The organism is Ectobacillus panaciterrae DSM 19096, from assembly GCF_000430785.1.
Lineage (GTDB): Bacteria > Bacillota > Bacilli > Bacillales > Bacillaceae_G > Ectobacillus > Ectobacillus panaciterrae.
Map to the genome: position 1 here is coordinate 200,324 of NZ_KE387246.1, position 24,024 is coordinate 224,347.

At 42.7% G+C, this 24,024-nt stretch carries 25 protein-coding genes and 2 other annotated features; of the genes, 24 read left to right on the forward strand and 1 reads right to left on the reverse strand.

What is annotated here, in order from left to right; genetic code table 11:
• Nucleotides 1-161: 161 nt before the first annotated feature.
• Nucleotides 162-394 (forward strand) — a binding site (T-box leader).
• A 143-nt stretch (nucleotides 395-537) separates the two neighbouring features.
• Nucleotides 538-778, forward strand: a binding site (T-box leader).
• 95 nt (nucleotides 779-873) lie between these two features.
• The 16 genes from trpE to H540_RS30750 all read left to right on the forward strand — a co-directional run bounded on the left by trpE (nucleotide 874) and on the right by H540_RS30750 (nucleotide 18,496).
• Nucleotides 874-2,292 (forward strand): anthranilate synthase component I, encoded by a 1,419-nt coding sequence (trpE, locus tag H540_RS0123455; RefSeq protein WP_028402629.1) that lies wholly within the window; start codon nucleotides 874-876, stop codon nucleotides 2,290-2,292.
• A complete protein-coding gene (locus H540_RS0123460) occupies nucleotides 2,289-2,897 on the forward strand; it encodes an anthranilate synthase component II (protein WP_028402630.1) in 609 nt (202 codons plus the stop codon). The genes trpE and H540_RS0123460 overlap by 4 nt, the downstream gene beginning before the upstream one ends.
• The gene (gene trpD / locus H540_RS0123465; RefSeq protein ID WP_028402631.1) at nucleotides 2,869-3,894 is read left to right on the forward strand and encodes an anthranilate phosphoribosyltransferase; all 1,026 of its coding nucleotides are present in this window, start codon (nucleotides 2,869-2,871) and stop codon (nucleotides 3,892-3,894) included. The genes H540_RS0123460 and trpD overlap by 29 nt, the downstream gene beginning before the upstream one ends.
• The gene (trpC, locus tag H540_RS0123470; protein ID WP_028402632.1) at nucleotides 3,895-4,656 is read left to right on the forward strand and encodes an indole-3-glycerol phosphate synthase TrpC; all 762 of its coding nucleotides are present in this window, start codon (nucleotides 3,895-3,897) and stop codon (nucleotides 4,654-4,656) included.
• The gene (locus tag H540_RS0123475; protein WP_028402633.1) at nucleotides 4,653-5,264 is read left to right on the forward strand and encodes a phosphoribosylanthranilate isomerase; all 612 of its coding nucleotides are present in this window, start codon (nucleotides 4,653-4,655) and stop codon (nucleotides 5,262-5,264) included. Before trpC ends, H540_RS0123475 begins: the two co-directional genes overlap by 4 nt.
• A complete protein-coding gene (gene trpB / locus H540_RS0123480) occupies nucleotides 5,264-6,460 on the forward strand; it encodes a tryptophan synthase subunit beta (RefSeq protein ID WP_034671793.1) in 1,197 nt (398 codons plus the stop codon). The genes H540_RS0123475 and trpB overlap by 1 nt, the downstream gene beginning before the upstream one ends.
• A 1-nt stretch (nucleotide 6,461) precedes the next feature.
• Entirely contained in the window at nucleotides 6,462-7,253 is a 792-nt protein-coding gene (gene trpA, locus H540_RS0123485) for a tryptophan synthase subunit alpha (protein WP_028402635.1), read from the forward strand.
• 367 nt (nucleotides 7,254-7,620) lie between these two features.
• Nucleotides 7,621-8,559, forward strand: coding sequence for a manganese-dependent inorganic pyrophosphatase (locus H540_RS0123490; RefSeq protein WP_028402636.1), 939 nt, complete (start codon nucleotides 7,621-7,623; stop codon nucleotides 8,557-8,559).
• 200 nt (nucleotides 8,560-8,759) lie between these two features.
• A complete protein-coding gene (locus H540_RS0123495) occupies nucleotides 8,760-10,250 on the forward strand; it encodes an L-lactate permease (protein WP_028402637.1) in 1,491 nt (496 codons plus the stop codon).
• Between the two features lie 726 nt (nucleotides 10,251-10,976).
• On the forward strand, nucleotides 10,977-12,524 hold the full coding sequence (locus H540_RS0123500; RefSeq protein ID WP_028402638.1) for a spore germination protein: 1,548 nt from the start codon (nucleotides 10,977-10,979) through the stop codon (nucleotides 12,522-12,524).
• Between the two features lie 4 nt (nucleotides 12,525-12,528).
• Nucleotides 12,529-13,629, forward strand: a complete 1,101-nt coding sequence (locus H540_RS0123505; protein WP_028402639.1) for a GerAB/ArcD/ProY family transporter — start codon at nucleotides 12,529-12,531, stop codon at nucleotides 13,627-13,629.
• Nucleotides 13,626-14,729, forward strand: a complete 1,104-nt coding sequence (locus H540_RS0123510; RefSeq protein ID WP_028402640.1) for a Ger(x)C family spore germination protein — start codon at nucleotides 13,626-13,628, stop codon at nucleotides 14,727-14,729. The genes H540_RS0123505 and H540_RS0123510 overlap by 4 nt, the downstream gene beginning before the upstream one ends.
• Before the next feature lie 408 nt (nucleotides 14,730-15,137).
• Nucleotides 15,138-15,893 (forward strand): DUF2087 domain-containing protein, encoded by a 756-nt coding sequence (locus tag H540_RS0123515; protein WP_028402641.1) that lies wholly within the window; start codon nucleotides 15,138-15,140, stop codon nucleotides 15,891-15,893.
• Nucleotides 15,894-15,918: 25 nt separating this feature from the next.
• Complete coding sequence (locus tag H540_RS0123520) at nucleotides 15,919-16,275, forward strand: GIY-YIG nuclease family protein (protein ID WP_028402642.1); 357 nt, start codon at nucleotides 15,919-15,921, stop codon at nucleotides 16,273-16,275.
• 97 nt (nucleotides 16,276-16,372) lie between these two features.
• Complete coding sequence (locus H540_RS0123525; RefSeq protein ID WP_211241927.1) at nucleotides 16,373-17,701, forward strand: MATE family efflux transporter; 1,329 nt, start codon at nucleotides 16,373-16,375, stop codon at nucleotides 17,699-17,701.
• 216 nt (nucleotides 17,702-17,917) lie between these two features.
• Nucleotides 17,918-18,496: a BclA C-terminal domain-containing protein gene (locus H540_RS30750; protein ID WP_051317255.1), complete on the forward strand. Its 579-nt coding sequence runs from the start codon at nucleotides 17,918-17,920 to the stop codon at nucleotides 18,494-18,496.
• 185 nt (nucleotides 18,497-18,681) lie between these two features.
• Here H540_RS30750 and H540_RS0123535 read toward each other — a convergent pair whose 3' ends face one another.
• Nucleotides 18,682-18,981: a hypothetical protein gene (locus H540_RS0123535; RefSeq protein ID WP_155891124.1), complete on the reverse strand. Its 300-nt coding sequence runs from the start codon at nucleotides 18,979-18,981 to the stop codon at nucleotides 18,682-18,684.
• 377 nt (nucleotides 18,982-19,358) lie between these two features.
• Between H540_RS0123535 and H540_RS0123540 the strand changes: the two genes are divergently transcribed.
• The 8 genes from H540_RS0123540 (at nucleotide 19,359) to H540_RS31570 (ending at nucleotide 23,978) form a co-directional block, all read left to right on the forward strand.
• Nucleotides 19,359-20,996 (forward strand): PAS domain-containing sensor histidine kinase, encoded by a 1,638-nt coding sequence (locus H540_RS0123540; RefSeq protein ID WP_028402645.1) that lies wholly within the window; start codon nucleotides 19,359-19,361, stop codon nucleotides 20,994-20,996.
• 488 nt (nucleotides 20,997-21,484) lie between these two features.
• Nucleotides 21,485-21,616 (forward strand): YrzI family small protein, encoded by a 132-nt coding sequence (locus tag H540_RS33860; RefSeq protein ID WP_162144554.1) that lies wholly within the window; start codon nucleotides 21,485-21,487, stop codon nucleotides 21,614-21,616.
• Nucleotides 21,617-21,636: 20 nt separating this feature from the next.
• Complete coding sequence (locus tag H540_RS32600) at nucleotides 21,637-21,768, forward strand: YrzI family small protein (RefSeq protein WP_081415255.1); 132 nt, start codon at nucleotides 21,637-21,639, stop codon at nucleotides 21,766-21,768.
• An 18-nt stretch (nucleotides 21,769-21,786) separates the two neighbouring features.
• Nucleotides 21,787-21,918, forward strand: a complete 132-nt coding sequence (locus H540_RS32605; protein ID WP_081415256.1) for a YrzI family small protein — start codon at nucleotides 21,787-21,789, stop codon at nucleotides 21,916-21,918.
• Nucleotides 21,919-22,148: 230 nt separating this feature from the next.
• The gene (locus tag H540_RS33580; RefSeq protein WP_155891125.1) at nucleotides 22,149-22,292 is read left to right on the forward strand and encodes a hypothetical protein; all 144 of its coding nucleotides are present in this window, start codon (nucleotides 22,149-22,151) and stop codon (nucleotides 22,290-22,292) included.
• A gap of 83 nt (nucleotides 22,293-22,375) precedes the next feature.
• Nucleotides 22,376-22,648 carry a hypothetical protein gene (locus H540_RS30755; protein ID WP_028402647.1) on the forward strand — a complete coding sequence of 91 codons (273 nt, stop codon included), beginning with the start codon at nucleotides 22,376-22,378 and terminating at the stop codon, nucleotides 22,646-22,648.
• Between the two features lie 203 nt (nucleotides 22,649-22,851).
• Entirely contained in the window at nucleotides 22,852-23,184 is a 333-nt protein-coding gene (locus H540_RS0123575; RefSeq protein ID WP_028402648.1) for a PadR family transcriptional regulator, read from the forward strand.
• Complete coding sequence (locus H540_RS31570) at nucleotides 23,181-23,978, forward strand: DUF1129 family protein (protein ID WP_051317256.1); 798 nt, start codon at nucleotides 23,181-23,183, stop codon at nucleotides 23,976-23,978. Before H540_RS0123575 ends, H540_RS31570 begins: the two co-directional genes overlap by 4 nt.
• Nucleotides 23,979-24,024: the final 46 nt, after the last annotated feature.

A 24,024-nucleotide genomic window follows, 5' to 3' on the forward strand; every position in this document is an offset into this window, starting at 1 on the left:
TTGTTAGATTTTTATGCTATTTTTAAAAACTAACTATGTTAAGTTTCGAAAAATATTATATGTATAAATATACGAATTTGCGCGTGCTGGAAAAAATTATTTGCGATAAAGTTCTTGACGAATCGATTTTGCATATACTACAATAAGTTCAAATTTACTGACGACAAGCGCAGATGAAGAAGAGTACATATTACGGACATTACAGAGAGCTGATGGTTGGTGCAAATCAGTATGAAAGTAGTATGGAATGGGCTTCGGAGCTTCCAAACCGAACTAGGAGTAGGCTTTGGCGAATAGTCTCATCGTTACAAGAGACACGCATTCGAAAGAATGTGTAAAGTGAGTTACGTATGTAACTAATGAAGGTGGTACCACGGGGTCTCTCGTCCTTTTTGGATGAGGCCCCTTTTTGTGTTTTTTAAAGAAAAGCGGAACCGGCTCGTCCAGCTCCGGAAGGCAGAGATTCTCTGACGGGAGGAGCTAGACGGTGAAGCTAGACATACTTCAAGATTTTATCATTTCTCAATTTTTTAATAACTTAAATCGCTGAGTAAGAAAAGTACGTATACGGGAGGCGTTCCAGAGAGCCGGGGTTAGGTGGGAGCCCGGCGCGATACCGTATACGGAATGGGCTTACGAGAGGTCTGCTGAACATTGCAGTAGGCAGACCCGGGTTCCGCCGTTATAAGGATAGGGTATTAAGTTGTACCCGAAAAAGAGGGATTTTTTTAAAATCCAACCAGAGGTGGCACCGCGGTATTCATATATCGTCCTCTGCATGAGTTTTCTCATGCAGAGGACTTTTTTTATACCTAAAAAAGGGTTTGGTTGAATGAACAGCAAGGCCGTATATACAAAAAGGAGGAACACGAGATGATTACAAAAGAGCAATTCCAAGAGAAACGAAACAACAACGAATTGTTTTTCATAACAGACGAGATGGAAGGAGACGAGGTGACACCGATTGTTCTGTATCAGCGGCTTGGCGGGAAGAAGAAATTTTTGCTTGAAAGCTCGCTCGTTCATGAAGACAAAGGCCGCTATTCGTTTATCGGCAGCAATCCATATTTAGAGGTGAAAAGCAACGGCGAAGAGGTGCAAATCGTTTCAGAAGACGGAACGGAGAAGAAGACAGGAAAAGTGCTCCATGTGTTAGAAGAGCTCATGTCCTTTACACAAGCTGACAGCCCGTTTCCATTTGCCGGAGGCGCGGTGGGATATGTCGGATACGATGTGATTCGGCAGTACGAAGTGATAGGAGAAGAAAACATCGACGAATTGCAGATGCCGGAAGCTCATCTTATGTTCTATCAAACATTCGTTGTCTATGATCATAAGCAGCAAAAGGTGACATTCGTATATGTATATCGCCCTGAAGAGAAAACATCATACGAGGAAGTGCAAAACATTTTGCGGCGAATGAAAGAACAGGCGATGCGTCAAACAGCTCCGGCTGTACCGGCAGCCCGGCTGAAAGCGGATTTTACATCAAACGTAACGCAGGATGAGTTTTACGGCATGGTGGAAAAAGCGAAGGAGCATATCCGCGCCGGCGATATTTTTCAGGTTGTATTGTCACAGCGGCTGCGCACGAAGTTTGAAGGAGATCCATTCGGACTATATCGGCGCTTGCGTATAACAAATCCATCTCCATACATGTTTTATGTTGATTTTGAAGACTACACCGTACTTGGTTCTTCGCCGGAGAGCTTGCTGTCGGTAAGAGGGAAAAAAGTGACGACCAACCCGATTGCCGGAACGCGGCCGCGCGGTGCAGGGAAGGAAGAGGATGAGCGGATTGCAAAAGAGCTTTGCGAAAACGAAAAAGAAAAGGCAGAGCACTTAATGCTTGTCGATCTCGGCAGAAACGATCTTGGGCTTGTCAGTGAAATCGGCACAGTCGAACTGGAAAAGTTCATGGTAATCGAACGATATTCTCACGTCATGCATCTTGTTTCGGAAGTGTCCGGAAAGCTTCGCGAAGGGATAACGTGTTTTGATGCTTTGCAATATTGCTTACCTGCGGGAACTGTATCCGGAGCTCCGAAAATTCGGGCCATGACCATTATTGATGAGCTGGAAAACAGCAAAAGGGGCGTATATTCCGGAACGGTCGGTTACATCTCTTTTACCGGAGATATGGATATGGCACTCGCGATCCGGACGATGGTTGTGAAGGACAGTCAAGCTTACATCCAAGCCGGAGCCGGCATCGTATATGATTCCAAGCCGTCTGACGAGTATATGGAAACAATTAATAAAGCGAAAGCATTGCTGGAGGTGCTAAAATGATTTTACTAATTGATAACTATGATTCGTTTACGTATAACCTGTATCAGCTTATTGGCATGTGTGCAAAGGAAGTGCGTGTCATTAGAAACGACAAGCTGACGCTTGAAGATATAGAAAAGCTGGAACCGGAAGCGATTATTCTTTCGCCGGGGCCGGGAAGACCAGAGGATGCAGGGATTTGCACAGAGGTCATTCAACGATTTTATAAAACGATTCCTATTTTAGGAATCTGTCTTGGACATCAAGCGATTGTGCACGCATTCGGGGGAGAGGTTATCCGGGCAAATCTTGTGAAGCATGGAAAAACCTCGCTGCTGCGCCACAGCGGCACAGCGATTTTTCAATACGTGAAGCAGCCGTTTACAGCGATGCGGTACCACTCGCTTGTAGCAAACAAGCAGACGCTGCCTCCTATGTTTGAGGTGCTGGCCACATCAATGGACGACGGTGAGATTATGGCGATTAAGCATCATTATTATCCGCTCTACGGACTGCAGTTTCATCCAGAATCCATTGCAACTGAGGAAGGGAAAAAGCTAATCGAACAATTTTTATTGGAGAAAAGGGGGAGCAAGCATGAATCAGTATCTACGCAAGCTTATTGAACGAAAGGATTTAACAGAGCAGGATGTGTATGAAGCGGGGCTGCAAATGCTTGACGGCACCGCAACAGAAAGTGAGATTGCTGCGTTTTTGGTCGGCTTAAAAACGAAAGGAGAAACGGCTGAAGAAATATACGGACTCGTTCGCGCTCTTCGGGAAAAAGCCGTACCGTTTTCTAAAACCATTGTCGGCGCGATGGACAACTGCGGCACAGGAGGAGACGGAGCGCAAACGTTTAACATCAGCACGACGACCGCATTCGTGCTTGCCGGAGCAGGCGTGAAGATGGCGAAGCACGGCAACCGCGCCGTTTCGAGCAAAACAGGAAGCGCTGATGTGCTGGAATTGCTTGGCGTGAACATCGCTTGTCCGCCGGGGCAAATTGAATATTTACTGGAGACGGTGGGAATTGCGTTTTTATTTGCACCTTCCGTTCATCCGAATTTGAAACGAATCATGAAGGTCCGAAAAGAGCTGAACGTTCCGACCATTTTTAATTTGATTGGTCCGCTTACGAATCCGGTAGAGCTTGAGACGCAGCTTGTCGGCATTTACAAACGGGAAATGCTTGTGCCAATTGCAGAGGTTTTACACAAAGTCGGCAGAAGAAGAGCGGTTGTCGTGAACGGAAACGGCTTTTTGGATGAAGCATCCTTGCAGGGTGAGAATGCTATCACACTTTTGCATGATGGGGTTGTGCAGGAGATGAAAATCCATCCGGAAGAGCTTGGGTTGCAAGTTGCGTCAAACAGCGAGATTCGCGGCGGAGCGCCGGAAGAAAATGCAGCGATTACGATGAGCGTACTAAAGGGAGAGCTTGGCGTGTATAGAGATACAGTGCTTTTGAATGCCGCGCTTGCTTTATTCGCAAATGGAAAAGCAGCAACGGTTCAAGAAGGTGTAGACATGGCGAAGGAAAGCATCGATTCAGGACGGGCGCTAGCAAAGCTTAGGCTGCTTATAAAAGAAAGCAACCAAGCGGCAGAAGGAGTGAGATAAATGACAACGATTTTAGATAAAATTTTAGATCAAAAGAAAATAGAAGTAGCAGCACTCAAAGAAAGAAAATTTCAGTATGAAGAAATGAGACCGCATGTTTCTCTTGTAGAAAAGCTGAAGGAACAAACGATTACTATCATTTCCGAGATTAAGCGGGCGTCACCTTCTAAAGGGGATTTGAACATAGGAGTAAATGTAGAAGAGCAGGCGAAAACATATGAACAGCTGGGTGCAGGCGCTATTTCCGTTTTAACGGATGAACGTTTTTTTAAAGGATCATTCCAGGATTTAGGGAACGTTCGCAATGTCGTAAGTGTGCCGGTTCTGTGCAAGGACTTTATGATAGATGAAATACAAATTCAAAAAGCGAACGAGGCGGGAGCGGACATTATTTTGCTGATTGTCGCTGCTTTATCAAAAGAACGTTTAGCAGAGCTATATGCATACGCGAAGAAGCTTGGATTGGAAGCGATTGTTGAGGTGCATGACGAGGAAGAGCTGGAAACGGCGCTTAGCATTCATCCGGAAATCATCGGGGTGAACAACCGCAATCTTAAAACTTTTGAGGTGAATCTGGAAACAACAGAGCGCTTGGCGAAGCGAGTTGTGGAAGCGGGCGCGTTTCTTATAAGCGAAAGCGGCATCGGTACGCGAGAAGACGTACTGCGGGTGCAAAAAGCTGGAGCGAGCGGCATTCTTGTCGGAGAAGCTTTCATGAAAGCACCGTCGCTGCAGGAATTGTTTGGAGCGCTGCGTGTATGAAAGTAAAAGTATGCGGGATTACCGATGTTGAAACAGCTAAAAAGGCATGTGAGTACGGAGCGGATGCCATTGGGTTTGTGTTTGCGCCCAGCAAAAGAAAGGTAACACCGGATCAAGCGCAAAGCATTATCAAACAGCTTCCGAACGGTGTTTTGAAAATCGGCGTATTCGTGAATGAGCAGGCTGAGCGGGTACAGGAAATTGCTGCGTACTGCGGTCTCGATTATGTGCAGCTGCACGGAGATGAGGACGCTTGTTACTTACAGCGACTGAATCTTCCGGCTATTAAAGCGTTTGGCGTTGCTTCAGAGGAAGATGTGCAGAAGGCTCTTCAATATGAAGCGGAGTATATATTGCTTGATAGTCCAAAAGGAGCGTATCACGGCGGAAACGGAAAAGTGTTCCCGTGGGAGTTATTGGATAATCTTTCCGAAGAGCAAAGAAAAAGAGTGATTGTAGCAGGCGGTCTCGGCTCGCATAATGTGCAAGAGGCGATTCAGCTCGTAAGACCTTACATGGTCGATGCAAGCAGCAGCCTAGAAACGGACGGAAAAAAGGATGTACAAAAAATAAAACAATTTATTCAAACTGTGAAGGAGTGTTCCTAATGAGTAAGTACGCGTATCCAAATGAATCAGGTCATTACGGAATTTATGGGGGACGTTACGTCCCGGAAACGCTAATGCAATCTATTCTGGAGCTAGAAGAAGCGTATAAGGAAGCGATGGAGGATCAGGAGTTTCATAAGCAGCTGAATCATTACCTTAAAACGTATGTAGGACGAGAAACACCGCTTTATTTCTCTGAAAACTTAACGCGTATTCTTGGGGGACCGAGAATTTATTTGAAGCGGGAGGACTTAAACCATACAGGCGCTCACAAAATCAACAACTCGCTCGGGCAGGCGCTGCTTGCGGTGCGTATGGGCAAAAAGAAAATTGTTGCAGAAACAGGCGCAGGTCAGCACGGTGTCGCAACCGCAACCGTATGTGCATTGCTCGGGCTCGAATGTGTCATCTTCATGGGAGAAGAAGATATTCGCCGACAAAAATTGAACGTATTCCGAATGGAGCTGTTAGGTGCAAAGGTAGAGAGCGTATCTTCAGGAAGCGGAACGCTCAAGGATGCGTGTAATGAAGCACTGCGTTACTGGGTTACACATGTACAGGACACGCACTACATTATAGGATCTGTATTAGGAGCGCATCCGTTCCCGCAAATGGTGCGTGATTTCCAAAGCGTGATCGGAAAGGAAACGAAAAAGCAATACATGGAGCTTGAAGGAAAGCTGCCGGAAGCTATCATTGCATGCATAGGCGGCGGCAGCAATGCGATCGGTATGTTTTATCCGTTCATCCAAGATGAAGAAGTGAAGCTGTACGGAGTAGAAGCTGCGGGTGCAGGTGTGCATACAGAAAAGCATGCGGCGACATTAACAAAAGGAAAAGTCGGCGTACTGCATGGTTCCATGATGTATTTGCTTCAGGATGAGGACGGCCAAATTCAAGAAGCGCACTCCATTTCCGCAGGACTCGATTATCCGGGGGTAGGACCGGAGCATTGCTTGCTGAAGGACTTAGAAAGAGCGGAATATCACTCTGTAACGGATGAAGAAGCGCTCGAGGCGTTCCAGCTGCTTGCAAGAGAAGAAGGAATTATCCCTGCACTGGAAAGCTCGCATGCCATTGCGTATGCATTAAAGCTGGCACCGACGATGAAAAAAGAAGAAGGCATTGTCATTTGCTTATCCGGACGCGGTGATAAGGACGTAGAGAGCGTCAAATCATACTTAGGAGGGGAATAAAATGGGAGCACAACGGATTCAGCAAGTATTTGAAGAGCTGCAGACGAAGGGCGAAAAAGCATTTGTACCTTATATTATGGCAGGAGACGGAGGAATGGAGAAGCTGAAGGAAAACATCCGTTTTCTCGACGAGGCAGGGGCAAGCATACTGGAAATCGGCATTCCGTTTTCCGATCCGGTAGCGGATGGACCGACGATTCAACGAGCAGGAAAGCGTGCATTAGATAACGGCACAACATTGGAGGGGATTTTTCAGGCGCTGACAGAGGTGCGACCGCAAGTGACAGTTCCATTCGTGTTGATGACATATCTGAATCCGATTCTGGCGTTTGGCATCGAACGATTTGCAGAACGCTGTCTCGAGGCAGGCGTAAGCGGGATTATTGTTCCGGATCTTCCTTATGAAGAAAAAGCGATTATAGACGGCGCCCTGCAAAAAGCAGGCATCGCGCTTATCCCGCTTGTGACGCTGACAAGTCCGCTTGAACGCATCCAAACAATTACAAAGGATGCAAAAGGATTTATTTACGCTGTTACAGTTACAGGCGTAACGGGGGTAAGAAGAGACTTTCAGCAAAGCCTGTTCGATTATTTACAGCAGGTAAAAGATGTGTCATCCTTGCCGGTGCTTGCTGGCTTTGGCATTTCCACGCCAGAGCAAGTAAAAGAAATGGGAAGTGTTTGTGACGGGGTCGTTGTCGGCAGCCGCATCATTGAACTCTTGGAGCAGGAAAGTCATGCAGAGATTCGGGAAATGCTGCAGGCTTCCAAATCAGTGTCTGCTAATAGATAAGAACGTCCGGCTAAAGCGGGGGTTTCTCCATTCATGCTTAAATATATACAACTGAATAAAAAACCGTCTTTTTACAGTGGGGCGAGAGCATCCGGCGACGTGCAGAAGCGGTCAAACCCTTGTAGTGGTCCATGCAAGGGTAAACCATAGATAGGAAGAAAGCGCCAATGCCGTTTTGCTGCACACAGCACATTGAAATGTCGAAATCATAAATCATTCATATATAGTTGATAAACCAGCTGTGCTTGAAGTGTATGTATTCTCTACTGAAATATGATAAAATAGGGACAAGGCATGGATATTTTTCATCGTTCAGAAAGGTGAGGAATATTCATCATATCCCTATAAACGATTAAGGAGAGTCATGATGGAAAAAGTACTTATTTTCGGCCATAAAAACCCAGACACAGATACAATCTGTTCTGCCATTGCGTACGCTGAATTAAAAAAACAACTAGGCATGAATGCTGAGCCTGTTCGCCTAGGCGATGTTAATGGAGAAACTCAATTCGCGCTGAACTATTTTCAAGTGGAGGCGCCGCGCTTAGTTGAAGCAGTTGCAGCTGAAGCGAGCAGCGTTATTTTAGTAGACCATAACGAGCGTCAGCAAAGCGCAGACGATATTGATAAAGTTCGCGTATTAGAAGTAATCGACCATCACCGTATCGCTAATTTCGAAACGAGCGACCCTTTGTATTACCGCGCTGAGCCAGTTGGATGTACAGCGACAATCTTAAACAAGTTATATAAGGAACACGGCGTAGCAATCCGCAAAGAGATAGCTGGATTAATGCTTTCAGCAATCATCTCTGACTCCTTATTGTTCAAATCCCCGACATGCACAGAGCAAGATGTGGCTGCAGCTCGCGAACTGGCGGAAATCGCTGAAGTGGACATGGAGAGCTATGGATTGGATATGCTGAAAGCGGGAGCTGATTTGAGCGATAAAACGATCGAACAGCTGATTTCTCTTGACGCAAAAGAATTCCAAATGGGCAGCAGCAAGGTTGAAATCGCGCAAGTAAACGCAGTGGATACAAATGATGTACTTGCGCGCCAAGAAGAATTAGAGGCGGCTCTTTCCCAAGTAATCGCTAAGAAGGAATTAGACCTATTCTTATTGGTTGTAACAGATATTCTAAACAACGATTCAGTTGCTTTGGCGCTTGGCCGTGCAGCGAATGCTGTGGAGAAAGCTTATAATGTTACGCTTGTGAACAACACAGCCGTTCTAAAAGGTGTTGTATCACGCAAAAAGCAAATCGTTCCTGTGTTAACTGATGCTTTCAATGCGTTGGAAGCTTAAAACGAATACTTACATGTAAACAGCTCATTATGATGAGTACAGCACCGTTCACATTATGAACGGTGCTGTTTTTGTTTATAAACATAAGAAATGATAAAATTCAGCACTAATATGTTCCTGAACTTGTATTCATAATTTTCAGGTTATTATATAATAGCTTATATTCATACAAAAGCATATTCATAAGGGGATGATGTTATATGGAGGTTCTTCTCGCGCTTTGTCCGATTCTTAGTATTTTCGTGTTTTTATTTATATGGAAGCAAACGTCGCTCAGGTCATCCGTACTTGCTTATGTTGTAACCTTGGCTATCGTATGCTTTTATCCTTCTTTTTCATTACAGGTAGGAAGTATTGCGCATGCGACGGTAAAAGGGGCGCTCATTTGTTTTATTGTCGGCTACGTGCTGTTTTTCGGCATTTTATTATTTCACCTGATGAACAAAATGGGCAGCATTGCTTCCATCGCTTCTTTTGTATCGCATGCGACTAGTGATAGATTGCTGCAGACGCTTCTTCTTTGCTTCGGTTTATGTCCGCTTATTGAATCGGCAAGCGGCTTTGGAATCGGATTTATGGTCGCGGCGCCGATTTTTCTTGCGCTCGGCTATCCGCCGCTTCAAGCCGCGCTTTTATCATTTATCGGTTTGCTTGCAAGCTCATGGGGGGCGCTGGCGACCGGAACGATTATCGGTTCGCAGCTCATTGAAATGCCGCTTGCGAAAATGGGAGCCGGTACAGCTGTGTTAAGTACGCCGATTTTTGCATATTTCATGATTGCTGCTCTATACATAGTCGGCGGCTGGGGAGCTGTCAAGCAAAAACGGAAAGAAGGAGTTGTGTTCTTTCTTTTATTCTCAGCTTCTATTTTCCTCTTCAGCAAATATGTAAGCGTGGAGCTGGCAGGTGTTTTGGCATCCATTCTTACAACAGCCTGCGGGCTTGCGATTGTAAAGAAAGCAGTGAAACAAGAAGCATATTCCCAGCATGCCGCCGCTTTAGGAGAACGGGAAAGTATTTTTAAAATTTTAAGTCCGTATTTGTTTTTAACAGTCTGTATTCTCATATCTCGTTTAATGCCGTCGCTGCAAGATGTATTTCAATCGTATGCGGTCTTGGATTTGCCCTCATATTCTTATAAGTTAGCTTTGCTATATTCACCAGGCTTTTGGCTGGCAATCACTTGTATATTCACGATTGTGCTGTTTCGCATTCCCGTGTCTATTATTAAGGAGTCGTTTCATCAAACCATCAAGCAGTGGATTCCGTTTGCGATTACGACAACGATGTTCATCGCTGTTTCTGAAATTATGGGAGCGGCAGGCATGCATCAATTGCTTGCAAGATTCGCGGGAGAAGCGTTCGGGAGCTGGTTTATTATTGTCGCGCCGTTTATCGGAGCAATTGGAGGATTTTTAACAGGCAGCAATGCCGGCTCCAACGCGATGTTCATGAAGCTGCAAATGCAAACAGCGCAGCATATCGGATTGCCGTGGGAAGCGATTACGATGAGCCAAAATGCAAGCTCATCCGTTTCCACTATTGCCTGCCCGTCTCGTATTACACTAGGGGCGTATTTGTGCAAAATACCTTTTCGAGAAAATGAGCTGCTGCAAAAAACGACGCTTCTCGTTCTTGGGGCAGTGCTGCTTGTCGTGATCGAAACAGGGATTTGGAGTTTTTTCTGGTGATGGATGATCCAGGCACATCGTCATCAAGTTAAGAAATTTGTTGTTCCCCAAAACGAAAAAAATGAACTGAATTTTCATGGATAACTGTAGAAAGATAAAATTTTCGTTTTGGGGATAATTATATAACTGACTATATATGAGGGAATGATAAATTCGACATGCCCATGTGCTATGTGCAACGAAAAGGGAGTATGGTATGCTTCTTCTCTCTGGTTTACCCTTGCATGAACCACTACAAAGGTTTGACCGCTTCTGCACGTCGCCGGATGATCTCTCCCCACTATAAAAAGAAGGTTTTTTTATTCACTTGTATATAACTTGGACCATTTACTATCCAAACTTCCATTTTATTCTGAATCTATAAGTCGGTTATATATAGGATATCAAAGACTATCTTCACTGAGTTCTTTCTTCTTTTTCTGTAGTAAAAGCTATCGCATTAGAAACATAGTAGAAGAACAAATGTAATTCTTCCGAAAGCAAAAATCTATGAAAAAACGCTATTCTACTGAAAGAGTAGCGTTTTTTCGTTTTTGCGACAGTTCGTTTCGTTAGCTTGATAGGCTACTCCTATCTGAAATTGCTTTGGGGTCTATGACAGTGCGCCTGTCACTGCGCCCTATAAGTTCTTGAGTGATGAATCATGGAAAGTATTAGAATATTTTTCCTTAGACAACCCATACTAAAAACATATTCTTAAAGCAAATGCAGAAAGGGACGGAGTTCATGTTTTATTTTCTGAAGCTTTTAAAAGGCCGGCGCTCTTCTCGGCACCATCAAGCAAGCAACGATTCTAATCTTCAGAAAAAAAACATAGAAGATTATGTCCTGTACTCTGATTTATCCCAAAATACAGAGCAACTTCAACAGCTGTTTTCTCAAGCACCTGATTTAGTAATTCGTCGCTTTCAAATCGCCGCGAGTAAATTTGAGGCTGCTGTGGTGTACTTGGCTGGATTAACGGATAAAAATTCTATCCATAATCATGTTCTGAAGCCTTTGATGCATAGCTCCTTCGATCCTAATAAGGAACTGCCAATCACATTAGGAGAGGTAAAAATCGTCGATACGTGGAGTCAGATCGAAAATGCTATTCTAGAAGGAGATAGTGTTTTATTGATCAACGGGCAAATCACAGGGTATCGATTAGATACGAAAGGATGGCCGCAAAGAGAAGTTAAAGATCCGCAAAACGAAATCTCTCTAAAAGGTGCTCATCAAGGGTTTGTAGAAACAGGAAGTCAAAATATCGCATTAATTCGGCGATATATTCCCCACCCGGAATTAATATTGAAAGAAATGACGATCGGTATTCGAGGAAAAACAAAGGTTTCCATTTTATATTTGAGAGATGTAGCTTCCGAAGACGTGCTAAAAGAACTGGAAACCCGAATTCAAAATATTAAAGTGGACGCTATCATTAATACCGGCGAACTTGTTGAGTTTATTGAAGATAATCCCTATTCGCCGTTTCCGCAATTCATCTTGACCGAAAGACCCGATTCCGCTGTATCCCAAATTCTTCAGGGAAGATTTGCCGTTATTGTGGACCGTTCTCCGAGCGTATTGATTGCTCCGACAAATTTTATATCGTTTTTTCAGGGTGTGGATGATTACGGTACACGTTGGTTAGTCTCTTCATTTATCCGAGTACTGCGTTTCATAGCCTTTATGATTTCCTTATTTTTGCCCGCCACTTATGTTGCGTTTATTTCCTTTAATTTTGAGGTCATCCCTATGGAGCTTTTCTTATCGATTGCAGAATCAAGGACACGAGTTCCACTTCCCCCCGTGATGGAAGCGATGCTTATGGAAATGACCTTGGAAATGATGAGGGAAGCAGCTTTGCGGCTGCCCACTCCTATCGGTCAAACAATTGGAATTGTGGGCGGCATTATCATTGGGCAAGCGGCTGTTCAGGCGGGAATTGTAAGCAACATCATGATCATTGTCGTTGCCGTTACAGCCATCGCTTCTTATAACATCCCTAATTATGATATGGGTTCGGCAATTAGACTGTTGCGATTTCCTATGATGCTATCAGCTGCCATGTTTGGAGTTGTAGGGCTTGTTATCGGATGGATGACCTTAGTTGCCCATCTAACAAGTCTTGAATCATTAGGCACTCCTTATGGAAGTCCATTAGCTCCTTTCCGATTTGCCGATATGAAGGATGCGTTTATGCGCCTTCCTTTATGGTCAATGAGAAGCCGTCCCAAAGGCGCCGGGGCTGTGCAATCTATTCGACAAGGGAAAAATCGCACTAAAAGGTGAAACTATGAAAAAGTATGCCTATAATGAAATCACTCTCATGCAGTATATTTTCTTGATTAATGGAGCACAGGTAGGAACGGGCGTTCTATCTATCCCGCGGATACTTGCGGAAAAATCTGGAACGGACGGTTGGATAGCTATACTTATTGGCTGGTGTTTCTCCGTGGCAGCCAGCATTTTTTTGGTTAAAACAATGGAAAGATACCCGAATGACACCCTTTACGAGATTCTTATACGATTATTCGGAAAAATAGTTGGGAAAGCAGCTGTCATTGTTTACATGATGTACTTCGCTTTTTACGCTTGGACTGTTCTTGTGAACGGCTTTCTTTATATCAGGGGATGGCTTCTGCCTAAAACCCCCGACTACATCGTTTTACTTTTGTTTTCGATTCCCACTTTTTTTGTTGCCCGCAATGGGATTCGCATTATAGGCCGATACTCCGAACTAGCCTTTTACATGACGATATGGATTCCGCTGTTTTTCTTGATACCGCTCAGGGATGGAAACTGGCTGCACTTTCTTCCTCTGTTTAAAGAAGGATGGAAACCTGTATTATCAGCTGTGCCGTCCACTGTTTTTTCCTTTTTGGGATTTGAAGTTGCGTTCTTCTTGTATCCCTTTTTACAAAAAAAGCAACATGCGGTTCTCGGAATCACTATTGCTAACACCTTAACGATGTTGTTTTATTTATTTGTAACTCTTGTCTGCTTTGCATATTTTAGTCCCGATGGGATTGTAGAATTTAATCAGCCGGTACTGAATTTACTTAAACTAATTGAATTTCGTTTTTTGGAACGTTTTGACATGATTTTATTGGCTGTTTACCTGATTGTTGTTTCCACAGCGTGGATGCCTTGTGTATACATTGCTACATTTTGTTCCAGTCAATTGCTTGGAAAACAGGACCACAGTCATCACGCAGTTGTTTTATTATTATTAATTATTGGATTCGTATTTTGGCTCCATCCTACTTGGGATGAATCTGAAAATTGGCAAAAATGGGTAGTTAAGAGTGGGTTGCAATTAGCATATGTAGCTCCTGTCTTTTTATGGATCTATAGCTGGATATATGAAAAGTACCGCCGGAGGGAAACACATTGAAAAGGAAAATACTATGTTGCATATTGCTCTTGACTACCATGATGACCGGATGCGTTGATCAAACAAATGTTGAGGATGTTTCTCTTACACTTATACTTGGTATAGATTTGGACGATGACGATAATTTATTGGTGTACATGTCAAGTCCGGTCTTTAACAAAGAAGCAAGGAGGAAAGAGGAAAAAGTCGGCGTGAAATCTGTTACGGTTCGAAATTCTAGAGAACTATTTGATACTACGGTAATGGCATTGACATCGGGAAGCAAAACCCAGATATTCTTAATCGGGAAACGGCTGCTGAAACGAAAAAACTGGATAGATTACCTCGATCCCTTCTATCGGGACCCGAAAAATACGGTAACCACGCGAATCGTCGCTGTAGATGGACCTGTTTCGGACGTAATCTTTTATAAGCCAGAAGACAAGCCTCGTCTCCCCTTGTATTTAACAAAATTAGTTGATACAGCCTACAGAAGAAATATCACGGTAAAAACATCTCTTCAAGAATTTCATGAGCAAACGACGGAAAAAGGGATGACAGCAAGTATTACCGAGATGAAAAAAACGAACAAAATAAAATTGACAGGCTCAGCTTTACTGGATGAACAGGGCAGATATAAGTTAACTATAACGCCGCATGAAAACAAATTATTACGCATCATGCAGCACCAAAAAAAAGGTGAATTTCCATTTACAATTGCAGTCCCGTTGCAATCGCATGACCGTGATAAACATTGGTTAAGCTTTGCTACTCAGGGTATCAAGGTAAAGACAAAGGTAAGGCATGACGGGCATTTTATATTTGACGTGAACGTAAAAATGAGAATTGCCGTTACAGAACGGCTTTTTCCATTCAATGTAAGGAAAAACGCATCGAAACTGCAAAAGAGCATTGAAACGAAGCTGAAAGCAGATTTTGAGCGCTTAATAAAGAAAACACAAACTGCTAAAATTGATCCTATTGGATTTGGTCTATATGCAAGGGCCTACACGTACCCAGAGTGGAAAAAAGTCCAAAATCGATGGGGAAAGGCCTTTTCAAAGGCTGATGTAAACGTCAAGGTAAGTGTAACCATTGCCGGGATGGGAACGATTAAGTAACATAAGACAATGATGTTCTATTTTGAACGGTTCATTTATCCCGTATAGGCAGTAAGACCTCCATTTCAAAACTTAGCGTATACAAAGAAGTGTAAGTGAGGGATAAACCCCCACTGATGAAAGTTTCGCTTTATAAAATCAGCTATTCCTTTTGGACAATGATGACATAAGGGATAGCTTTTTTCTGTTTAGAGATATCCGGAAATTCGAACTTGATAGACATATGGCAGACTTCAGCTGGAGTGAATGTAAAAACAAAGAGATAAAACCTATTAGAATCGAAAATAACAAACACTATAATGAAATGTTTGTTGTTTTACAAACGTTAATAAAAAACGTTTGCTATTTGGTAAACACTATAATAAAATGTTTGGTATATACTAAACATAATAAGGAAGTGTTTGCTTGATGAAGATTTCTGAACTGTTTTGGAACGCATCGTTGGAGGAGCTTAAACGCGGATATATGCAAGAGGCGGATCATTATATATGCCTGCTCTGCGGTGAAAAAATTGAAAAAGGAATAATCTACCCGGATGACGGTATTCTCTATGAAGCTGAAAAGTATATGCGTGTTCATATCGAGAATGTCCATCAATCGGTGTTTGAATACCTGATCCAGCTTGATAAAAAACTCACAGGTCTTACAGACCATCAGAATCGTCTCCTTCGTCTTTTTCACCAGGGAAAAAGCGATGCAGAAGTTCAAAAGGAAATGGGGATCGGCAGTGCGTCTACAATTCGGAATCACCGCTTTGTATTAAAGGAGAAGGAACGTCAGGCAAAGATGTTTTTGGCAATGATGGAACTTTTAAAAGAAAAGGACCAACATGCGCCGACCTTTTTACCCCCTCATAAAACGGCCAGAATGGTGGATGACCGTTATAATGTTACGCAGGAAGAAAAAGAGGAAATAGTAAAGAAGTACTTTCCTGAAGGCAAAGATGGCCCCTTGAAAACCTTCCCGCCAAAGGAAAAGCAGAAGCTGGTCGTCCTCCGGGAAATCGCAAAGCGCTTAACAAGCGAACGAACTTATGAGGAGAAGGAAATCAATCAAATATTGAAAGCTGTTTATCATGATTATGTCATTTTAAGAAGATATTTGATCGAATACGGGTTTTTAGATAGAAAGTCTGATGGGAGCCAATATTGGCTGAAAAATTGATATAGGGAGAAAGGGGAAAAGAAAGATGGATCGGAAAAAAGAACTGAAGCAGCTATATAAGGAAACCAAAATTGAAGCTGGTGTTTACCAGATAAAAAACACTCAAAACCAAAAGATTTTCATTGGAAGCACAAGGAACCTGAAGACTTTGAACGGCGTGAAATTCACGTTGGAAATGGGTGGGCATTTGAACAAAACACTCCAAAATGAATGGAAGCATTTTGGAGAAGATGCTTTTATTTTTGAAGTATTAGAGATTCTGAAAAAGAATGAAGCTGGATATTTCAACGAGAAAAAAGAGCTGGAAAAGCTTGAAGAAAAATGGCTGGATCAGCTTCAGCCATATGGAGAACGCGGATACAATCGGGAAAAATCCCGATAAAAAGGGGAGATGAAAATTGAAATCAAACCAAGATATAAAGAAAGAAGATACGAATTCGCAGGGTAGGGGAATAAGCAGCCAACCGATATGGCGTTCCATGTTCATGTTTCTGATCCCTCTGATTCTTAGCAACGCGCTGCAATCGGTCGGTCAGTTGTTTGGCATGGTCATTGTCGGCCGCTGGCTTGGCGTAAATACCTTAGCGGCAATCTCGGCTTTCTTCCCATTGTTTTTTCTGCTTGTTTCTTTCATCATAGGCATAGGTTCAGGCAGCGCAATCTTGATCGGTCAGGCATATGGGGCACGTAATGAAGAACGTTTAAAGGCAATCGTCGGAACAACACTCACGTTTACTTTCATTGTCGGCTTGGTTCTGGCAGTGATTGGAAGTACATTCGCCTGGGATATACTGGGCTTAATAGGCACACCGGAAAATATCATTGCCGTTAGTGTTCACTATGCGCGCATCCTATTTTGGTCTATGCCGATTATGTTTTTATATATTGCATATACCACTTTTATACGCGGTACAGGTGACTCCAAGACACCGTTATACTTTCTGATTGTCAGCACAGCGCTCGATGTGGGATTGTTGCCGCTTCTGATTTTTGGTTGGCTGGGCCTGCCAAAGCTTGGTATCTACGGGGCAGCGTACGCATCCGTAGTATCAACGGTACTAACATTTGTCATCATGCTTATCTACCTGCGCAAAATAAAGCATCCATTACAATTCGATGCATCCGTTCGCCAGCACCTGCGGATGGATTGGGGATTGTTAAAATTGCTGTTGCGTCTCGGCATTCCATCAAGCATTAATATGATACTAGTATCACTATCTGAGATTGCTGTCATCACATTCGTGAATCGTTTTGGGTCCGATGCTACCGCAGCGTATGGGGCAGTGAATCAAGTAGCGAGTTACGTAACGATGCCGGCAATAAGCCTAAGTATTACAGTCTCCATATTTGCCGCACAGTCTATTGGGAGAAATCAGTTTGATCGACTGAAGCAAGTGATTCGGGTGGGCGTGCTGCTTAACTATGTGATCGGCGGCGTTTTAATCATACTTGTCTATGTATTTTCGAAGGAAATTTTATCCTGTTTCCTAACAAATAAGTATACACTTGATATCGCACATAGTTTGCTAATGATCACACTGTGGAGTTATTTGATTTTTGGGCATGCAATGATCATTACCGCTACAATGCGTGCGAGCGGAACTGTACTGTGGCCGACCTTGTTCAGTGTTATATCAATCTGGTGTGTTGAAGTTCCTGTGGCTTACCTACTCTCACATTTCAGCACCCTTGGCATAAAAGGGATATGGGTCGGGTATCCAGCCGCTTACATCGTCAGTCTTGCTCTACAATATTCGTACTATCGATGGTCATGGAAGAAGAAGCGGATCGTGCGTCTCGTCCATTAAGAAGGTTGGTTATTCAGAACATTTTTTTGATGCTAAAACATGCAACTCCAACATGCAAGTTTTCATAAAAACAATGGCATAAAATTTGATTATTTAATATACTTGATATGTGATAATATTCCATTTAATTGGTTGTACTTTCACCTTGAGGGTTTTATTTTATGCTTTCTACTAGCATCCCGACTATATTGAGTAATTCAATGGTGAGGTGATGGAATGAAAAAACATAAATTAGGTCCTGCAGGGGGGCCTTTAGGTTCACAGAGACCACTAGGTGCACAGGAGCGACCAGAACCTGTAGAGGAATCAGAGGGACAGCCAGGTCCTATCGGCCCACAGGGACCACCAGGGGCAGAAGGACCAATAGGACCAGAAGGACCTCAGGGCCCTTCTGGTGGATTATCCCAATATGGGTACATTTACAATACAGGTGCTCAAACGGTAGCAATAGAGGCAGGTATCAGGTTTGATACAAACGGGATTATTACAACTGGAATTAAGCATGATCCTGGAACCGCTGGTATTTCAATTACTGCTTCGGGTGACTATGAGGTGACTTTCTCGGTTTCGGGGAGAGAGCCGAATCAATTCGCACTATTTTTAAACGGCAAGCTGGTTCAGGGAACTTTATATGGTTCAAGCGTTGGTAAACAGCAAAACATAGGGCAAGCTATAATCAAGATAGCATCCGGAGATGTTCTTACTCTGCAAAATCATTCTTCTATTGCCGGGGTTACTCTCCAGACTTTGGCTGGAGGCGTAAACGCTTCTATCGTTATCAAAAAATTAAATTAGTTTTGAATGGATGTTATCTAAAAAATATCAAATATACTTTAAGCATTCGCCGAGGTAGATGGTGTAAGGCTTTGCCTAAGGAATTCATGTTCCAAGAAGGCGTGCAGCTAACTACCGCCGCCTCTAATACTTCTGTACTCAGGGATATGCCAAAATACTAAAAAGAACGGGCATCCCGTTCTTTCTTAGTTATTTTTTACAACTATATCCTCATATAATCGGTCAATCGTACTGACAATCCCCATTACTTCGTTCCGCTCCAAGTAAATGGGGGAACCGTCCGCTCTTAACAATACGACCACGTTAGAGCTGTGAACAAACAGTGTACCGTATTCCCACTTTATATACAGCTTTTTCTCTTTTTCTTCTTCAAATAAAATGCGGACAATTTCAACCGCTTTTGCATCAAGTTTTCGCAACAAATTTTCATAATCATCGCGCGCTCGTTCATAATCTTCAACCTTTACTTCAAATGCTTCCACCATAACCATCCTTTCTCCGCTGTCCTGTTTATTATAAAAGGAGGAGGCATAGAAACTGCTTTTATCATCAGAGTGAAGCAAAACTGTAAAATTCCTGTAATTTTTCTGTTGTTCCTGTAAAAGTTTAATAAAAAAGTGCTATGTACCATACAGAGCAGTGATGAAACATGAAAATAGCCTATTCTACATAAGAAACTATATAGGATATAATCTGTAAATTTTTTATGGAGAATGTATTGTATTTTATGGTAGTTTATAGATGTCTGACCTTTCAGTAAAGATATTGTAAAAATAGCACAAAGAGGAGGTTGTTAGGATTGTCGAATTATGCCGAATCCGTTAAAATAATGGTAGGTATGTGAAATAAAGGAGAATATAACGTGGGTAAATGGAAAATAGTAGTTTATTATATGGGGTTCAGTATCGTATGGCTTGTTCTGACAGATGTATTCATGAAAACATCCGCGCCCAGTATTCGGAACTTTTTGATACATAGCCGTTTGGAAGATATTTTATACGCAATGATTTCCTGCTGCTTTATGTATTACTTTCTGGCAAAGCAAAAGAAGCTGGAGGAGATTGAAAAAGAAGAGCATCGTTTAAGCACTTTAATCGATTCTATGGTGGACTTCGTAAACTTTAAAGATGGAGAAGGGCGCTGGATTCAGACGAATGATTTCGGACTCAAGCTTTTTCAGCTGGAGAATGTGGATTATCGAGGGAAAAAGGACTCCGAGCTTGGGGAGTATACGCCTTTTTATAAAGAAGCGCTTACATATTGCGAGGGTTCAGATGAGGAAACATGGCAGGCAAGAAAGATTACTAGATGTGAAGAAGTAGTGCCGCTGCCGGATGGCGGAGAAAAAACCTTTGATACGATTAAAGCTCCGGTGTTTCATGAAGATGGCAGCCGGAAAGCATTAGTTGTCATCGGACGCGATATTACAGAGCGCAAAATTGCGGAAAAAAGGCTGGCAGAAAGTGAACAACGCTATAAATCACTGTTTGAGTACAATCCTAATCTTGTCTATATGATTGATGTCAATGGAATCGCCACAAATTTAAACCCGCAGTTTGAAGTGATAACCGGCTATAGTCGTGAAGAGTTTATTGGGAAAAATCTGTTGTCGCTTATTGATGAAGCGAGCAAAGAACGAGTATGCCAAGCTTTCCGCAAGGTTTTGAAAGAAGGAATCGCCTATAGCGGGCAAGAAACAAAAATCATTCATAAGGACGGAACGAGACGGATTTTAGTATGTACTTCTGTTCCGATGATTATTGATGACGAGATTGTCGGGATTATCGGCTACAGTCAGGATGTAACGAAGCTGATGGAAACTGAAGAACGATTGCGCAGATCAGAAATGCTTTCAACAATCGGCGAGCTTGCGGCCGGTGTAGCACATGAAATCAGGAATCCGCTTACCGCGCTGCGCGGATTTGTGCAGCTCTTGCAACAAAACGATTTGAAGCAGGCGCATTACTACAACATTATGCTCGATGAGCTGGACCGCATCAATAACATTGTAGGCGAACTGCTTGTACTTGCAAAGCCGCAGCAATTGGCGTTTGAACAAGGTGATATCGGCGATATCCTCGAAGATGTGATGGCCTTGTTGGAGCCGCAGGCAAACTTTTACGGAATCGAAATGTCGCTTCAAACGGAAGAATTGCCGCTCATTGCTTGTGAGGGGAATCAGCTTAAGCAGCTGTTCATTAACTTAATTAAAAATGCTTTTGAAGCAGGCGCATCAAAAGTCGATGTAAAGCTGACGAAAAAAGATGATCGGTACGTTTCCATCCAAGTAAAGGATAACGGCTGCGGCATACCGGATGACCGCATAAAGAGTTTAGGAGAACCGTTCTTTTCTTATAAAGAGAAGGGAACAGGCCTCGGTTTAACAGTCAGCTATCGTATTGTGGAATCTCACGGAGGAAAAATTCAATTTACAAGCAAGATGGATGAAGGAACCGCCGCTGAGGTGCTTCTTCCGCTGAAAAGCCATGTCTCTGTTTAAGGGGCATGGTTTTTTTATGAGGTAAGAAAGTATTTGAACGAGCCGTCTTCGCTTTTCGTGATGTCTAGCTCCGCCGGCTAGGCGCTGCCACCAGAGAACCACGCCCACACAAAAGCAAAAAAGCGCTTTTGAGGGGCGAGAACCTCTGGTTCTGCGCCTGAACGAGCCGGCTCCGCCTTTCTTTTTAAGATTTTTCCAAAAATAGGTTTACAAAGTATTTCTGATTGAATATAATTGGAAATGTAAGAAAAAAATTCCAAAAGGAGGTCGAATGACATGATGAAAGCAGTAATGAACAACTCTACAACATCATACGGATTACCAAGCTATTCGACCAAATGGATGGAAAACTGAAACGTCGCTCATTTATGTAAACCATTCAGCCGCAGGTACGAATAGTTCCCTGCGGCTTTCTTATGCTTGCTGCAGGGATGTTCGGACACCTGCGGCTTTTTTGTGCGATTTTTCAGGATAAAGGAGGTTTTTATATGACACTGCATGTATTGTTTTTCACCATCATCGTGAAAAAGAAAAAGCGTACGGCGGAAGAAGCGAAGCATAACTTGCACGTACAGCAAATGATGGACGAATTGAAAGAACGTCAAGCGTATTACTGTTAGTCGGGAAGGGGAGATTTTGTATGACACTGAACTTATTGTTTATTACGATTACCGTACAGAAGCAAAAACGTACGGCAGAAGAAGCGAAGCACGATATGCACGTACAAGAAATGATGGATGAATTGAAGGAACGTCAAGCGTATTACTGTTAAAAGAAGGGAGGGTTCTGTATGACACTCAACCTGTTATTTTTCACGATTACTGTACAAAAACAAAAACGTACGCTAGAAGAAGCAAGCCATGACTTGCGCGTGCAGCAAATGATGGACGAATTAAAAGAGCGTCAAGCGTATTACTGCTAAATAAGCAGCGTTTCTATTCAAAAAAGAAGGGAGTTGGAGAAGATGTTGATGAGGAGAAAGGAAATGATCTGGGTTGTGGAGGTAGATTCCGTATAGCCATAGAGAAGGGGCTTCTATGAGAGGTCCCTTCTCTATAATAAAATTAGGAAAGCATGAAATTTTGGGGCATGTCTAGCGCCACCGGCTAGGCGCTGCTTTTCTTTTAAAAATGCGGCGTTAGGAGCGGGAAGATGAAAAAAGTAGAGGTAGCAATAACCGAACAAATTTTACATAAAGCTGGGCAGCTATTTGCAAGCGATGGAAAAGGATTCGAGAAGCTCACAGAGGGTTATCAAAACCTCATATATGCATTTGAAAACAAAACGGTGTTTTAACGATTTTCGATTTTGATGATTGCGCCTTTAGCTGGTATGCACAAGACATCGCCGTGTCTTTTTACCATGCAGTTTGGTAAGGGATGTCTGTAAATCCCGATAATGATGATTTTCCATACGCATTTATGAAAAGCTTTTTAGAAGGATACAGGCAGGAAAATGAGCTCAATGAAGAGATATTGAAGCAAATTCCGCTGTTTCTCAAATATCGTGAAGTATTTTTGTTTACGCTTTTTCATGAAGTATGGGATTTTGCTCATCTGCAAGATTGGCAAACGTATACGCTGCAGGATTTGAGACATCGGATTAAACATCGTGTGCCGTATACTGATGTGGATTTTTCTGCTCTCTTATAAAAGAATGAGGCAGTTTTGTATGTAAGGCAGAGATCACCTTTTGGCAGGTCTGCCCTTTTTATGTTTAGCAATCTGTCTTTAATTGGAAAAACTATCTTGTAAAACAATATAGGTAATGCTACAATCAAGGTATCTTGTAAAACAATATAGAAAATATACAGTTAAGTATCTTGTAAAACAAGTTAGAGGGAAGGAATTATGCGATGTCTTCAACACAAATGCTGAAAGGAATACTGGAAGGGTGTTTGCTGGCGGTCATTTCAGAAGGAGAAACATACGGGTACGAGATGATTGAGAAGCTGACGAAGTACGGCATTACGATGGTCAGTGAAGGAAGCATTTATCCGCTGTTGATTCGGATGCAGAAGGATGGACTCTTAGATAGTGTCATGAAGGATTCGCCAAGCGGACCGAAGCGGAAATATTATACACTGACTGCAAAAGGGAAAAAAGAGCTGCAGGAGTTTATAAACCGCTGGCAGGATTTATCAGGAAGTGTAAACCGACTTTTACAGGGAAAGGGAGAAAAGGAATGAACCCGAAAGAGCTCATTGCATTAAATAATGAAAAGCGCAAGCAGCTAACAAAGGAGAATGAAGAGATATACGGCGAGGTTTTGGTGTATGTAAGGATGTCTAATATTTCTGAAGCGGATGCTGAAACGGTTTTAATGGAGCTGTTAGATCATCTCCTTGATGCGCAAGCGAATGGAAAGACGGCGCAAGAGGTATTTGGCAAAGATCCAAAAGCATTTTGTCATGATTTAATCGAAGCGCTGCCGAAAGCGAAATTTAAAGAGAATGTAAAGATGTTTTTTCCGGCTATTTTTATGGGATTGGCAATGTGGATTCTTATTGATGGAGGAAACGGGAAATTAGAGTACTCCCTTATATCTCTTATTGGGGTATCTATCGTTATTCTGTTGTATATTAGTTCAATGATTTATGGTTTGCGCCTTACTTCCTTTCAATCAAAAAAGAAAAGTTTTGTGATTTTGTATGTCATTTGGGTTATCGCAACACTTGCGCAGGTGGCGATCATGCTGCTTGAGCGTTTCTACGGGGAACCGATTATCGTGTTAACTGGTGTTCCGTTTTATATTTTTATGGGAGTTATCGGAATCGCATTACTTATCGTAGACTACCGCACGTTTGGCGTGAAAGGTGTATTGTTCTCCATTTTCTTGCTTGCATCTCAATGGGTTGGAAATATTCCTTTTGTGGAGAATCATATAAAACTTGTATTAGGTTTGGTGTTTTCATTAATTGCATTTCTTGTGATGATGAAGGCTGGGCCGAAAGAAGAGAAGAAAGTGCCGAAAATGCAATGATGGAGAAGAGATGTCTTAAATCAGGACACTCCTTCTTTTAAACATC

Excerpts from the sequence above, each read along its gene's own strand:
- trpE (WP_028402629.1), top strand. The coding sequence starts at position 874 with ATGATTACAAAAGAGCAATTCCAAGAGAAACGAAACAACAACGAATTG.
- H540_RS0123460 (WP_028402630.1), top strand. The coding sequence starts at position 2,289 with ATGATTTTACTAATTGATAACTATGATTCGTTTACGTATAACCTGTAT.
- trpD (WP_028402631.1), top strand. The coding sequence starts at position 2,869 with ATGAATCAGTATCTACGCAAGCTTATTGAACGAAAGGATTTAACAGAG.
- trpC (WP_028402632.1), top strand. The coding sequence starts at position 3,895 with ATGACAACGATTTTAGATAAAATTTTAGATCAAAAGAAAATAGAAGTA.
- H540_RS0123475 (WP_028402633.1), top strand. The coding sequence starts at position 4,653 with ATGAAAGTAAAAGTATGCGGGATTACCGATGTTGAAACAGCTAAAAAG.
- trpB (WP_034671793.1), top strand. The coding sequence starts at position 5,264 with ATGAGTAAGTACGCGTATCCAAATGAATCAGGTCATTACGGAATTTAT.
- trpA (WP_028402635.1), top strand. The coding sequence starts at position 6,462 with ATGGGAGCACAACGGATTCAGCAAGTATTTGAAGAGCTGCAGACGAAG.
- H540_RS0123490 (WP_028402636.1), top strand. The coding sequence starts at position 7,621 with ATGGAAAAAGTACTTATTTTCGGCCATAAAAACCCAGACACAGATACA.
- H540_RS0123495 (WP_028402637.1), top strand. The coding sequence starts at position 8,760 with ATGGAGGTTCTTCTCGCGCTTTGTCCGATTCTTAGTATTTTCGTGTTT.
- H540_RS0123500 (WP_028402638.1), top strand. The coding sequence starts at position 10,977 with ATGTTTTATTTTCTGAAGCTTTTAAAAGGCCGGCGCTCTTCTCGGCAC.
- H540_RS0123505 (WP_028402639.1), top strand. The coding sequence starts at position 12,529 with ATGAAAAAGTATGCCTATAATGAAATCACTCTCATGCAGTATATTTTC.
- H540_RS0123515 (WP_028402641.1), top strand. The coding sequence starts at position 15,138 with ATGAAGATTTCTGAACTGTTTTGGAACGCATCGTTGGAGGAGCTTAAA.
- H540_RS0123520 (WP_028402642.1), top strand. The coding sequence starts at position 15,919 with ATGGATCGGAAAAAAGAACTGAAGCAGCTATATAAGGAAACCAAAATT.
- H540_RS0123525 (WP_211241927.1), top strand. The coding sequence starts at position 16,373 with ATGTTCATGTTTCTGATCCCTCTGATTCTTAGCAACGCGCTGCAATCG.
- H540_RS30750 (WP_051317255.1), top strand. The coding sequence starts at position 17,918 with ATGAAAAAACATAAATTAGGTCCTGCAGGGGGGCCTTTAGGTTCACAG.
- H540_RS0123535 (WP_155891124.1), bottom strand. The coding sequence starts at position 18,981 with ATGGTGGAAGCATTTGAAGTAAAGGTTGAAGATTATGAACGAGCGCGC.
- H540_RS33860 (WP_162144554.1), top strand. The coding sequence starts at position 21,485 with ATGACACTGCATGTATTGTTTTTCACCATCATCGTGAAAAAGAAAAAG.
- H540_RS32600 (WP_081415255.1), top strand. The coding sequence starts at position 21,637 with ATGACACTGAACTTATTGTTTATTACGATTACCGTACAGAAGCAAAAA.
- H540_RS32605 (WP_081415256.1), top strand. The coding sequence starts at position 21,787 with ATGACACTCAACCTGTTATTTTTCACGATTACTGTACAAAAACAAAAA.
- H540_RS33580 (WP_155891125.1), top strand. The coding sequence starts at position 22,149 with ATGAAAAAAGTAGAGGTAGCAATAACCGAACAAATTTTACATAAAGCT.
- H540_RS30755 (WP_028402647.1), top strand. The coding sequence starts at position 22,376 with ATGTCTGTAAATCCCGATAATGATGATTTTCCATACGCATTTATGAAA.
- H540_RS0123575 (WP_028402648.1), top strand. The coding sequence starts at position 22,852 with ATGTCTTCAACACAAATGCTGAAAGGAATACTGGAAGGGTGTTTGCTG.
- H540_RS31570 (WP_051317256.1), top strand. The coding sequence starts at position 23,181 with ATGAACCCGAAAGAGCTCATTGCATTAAATAATGAAAAGCGCAAGCAG.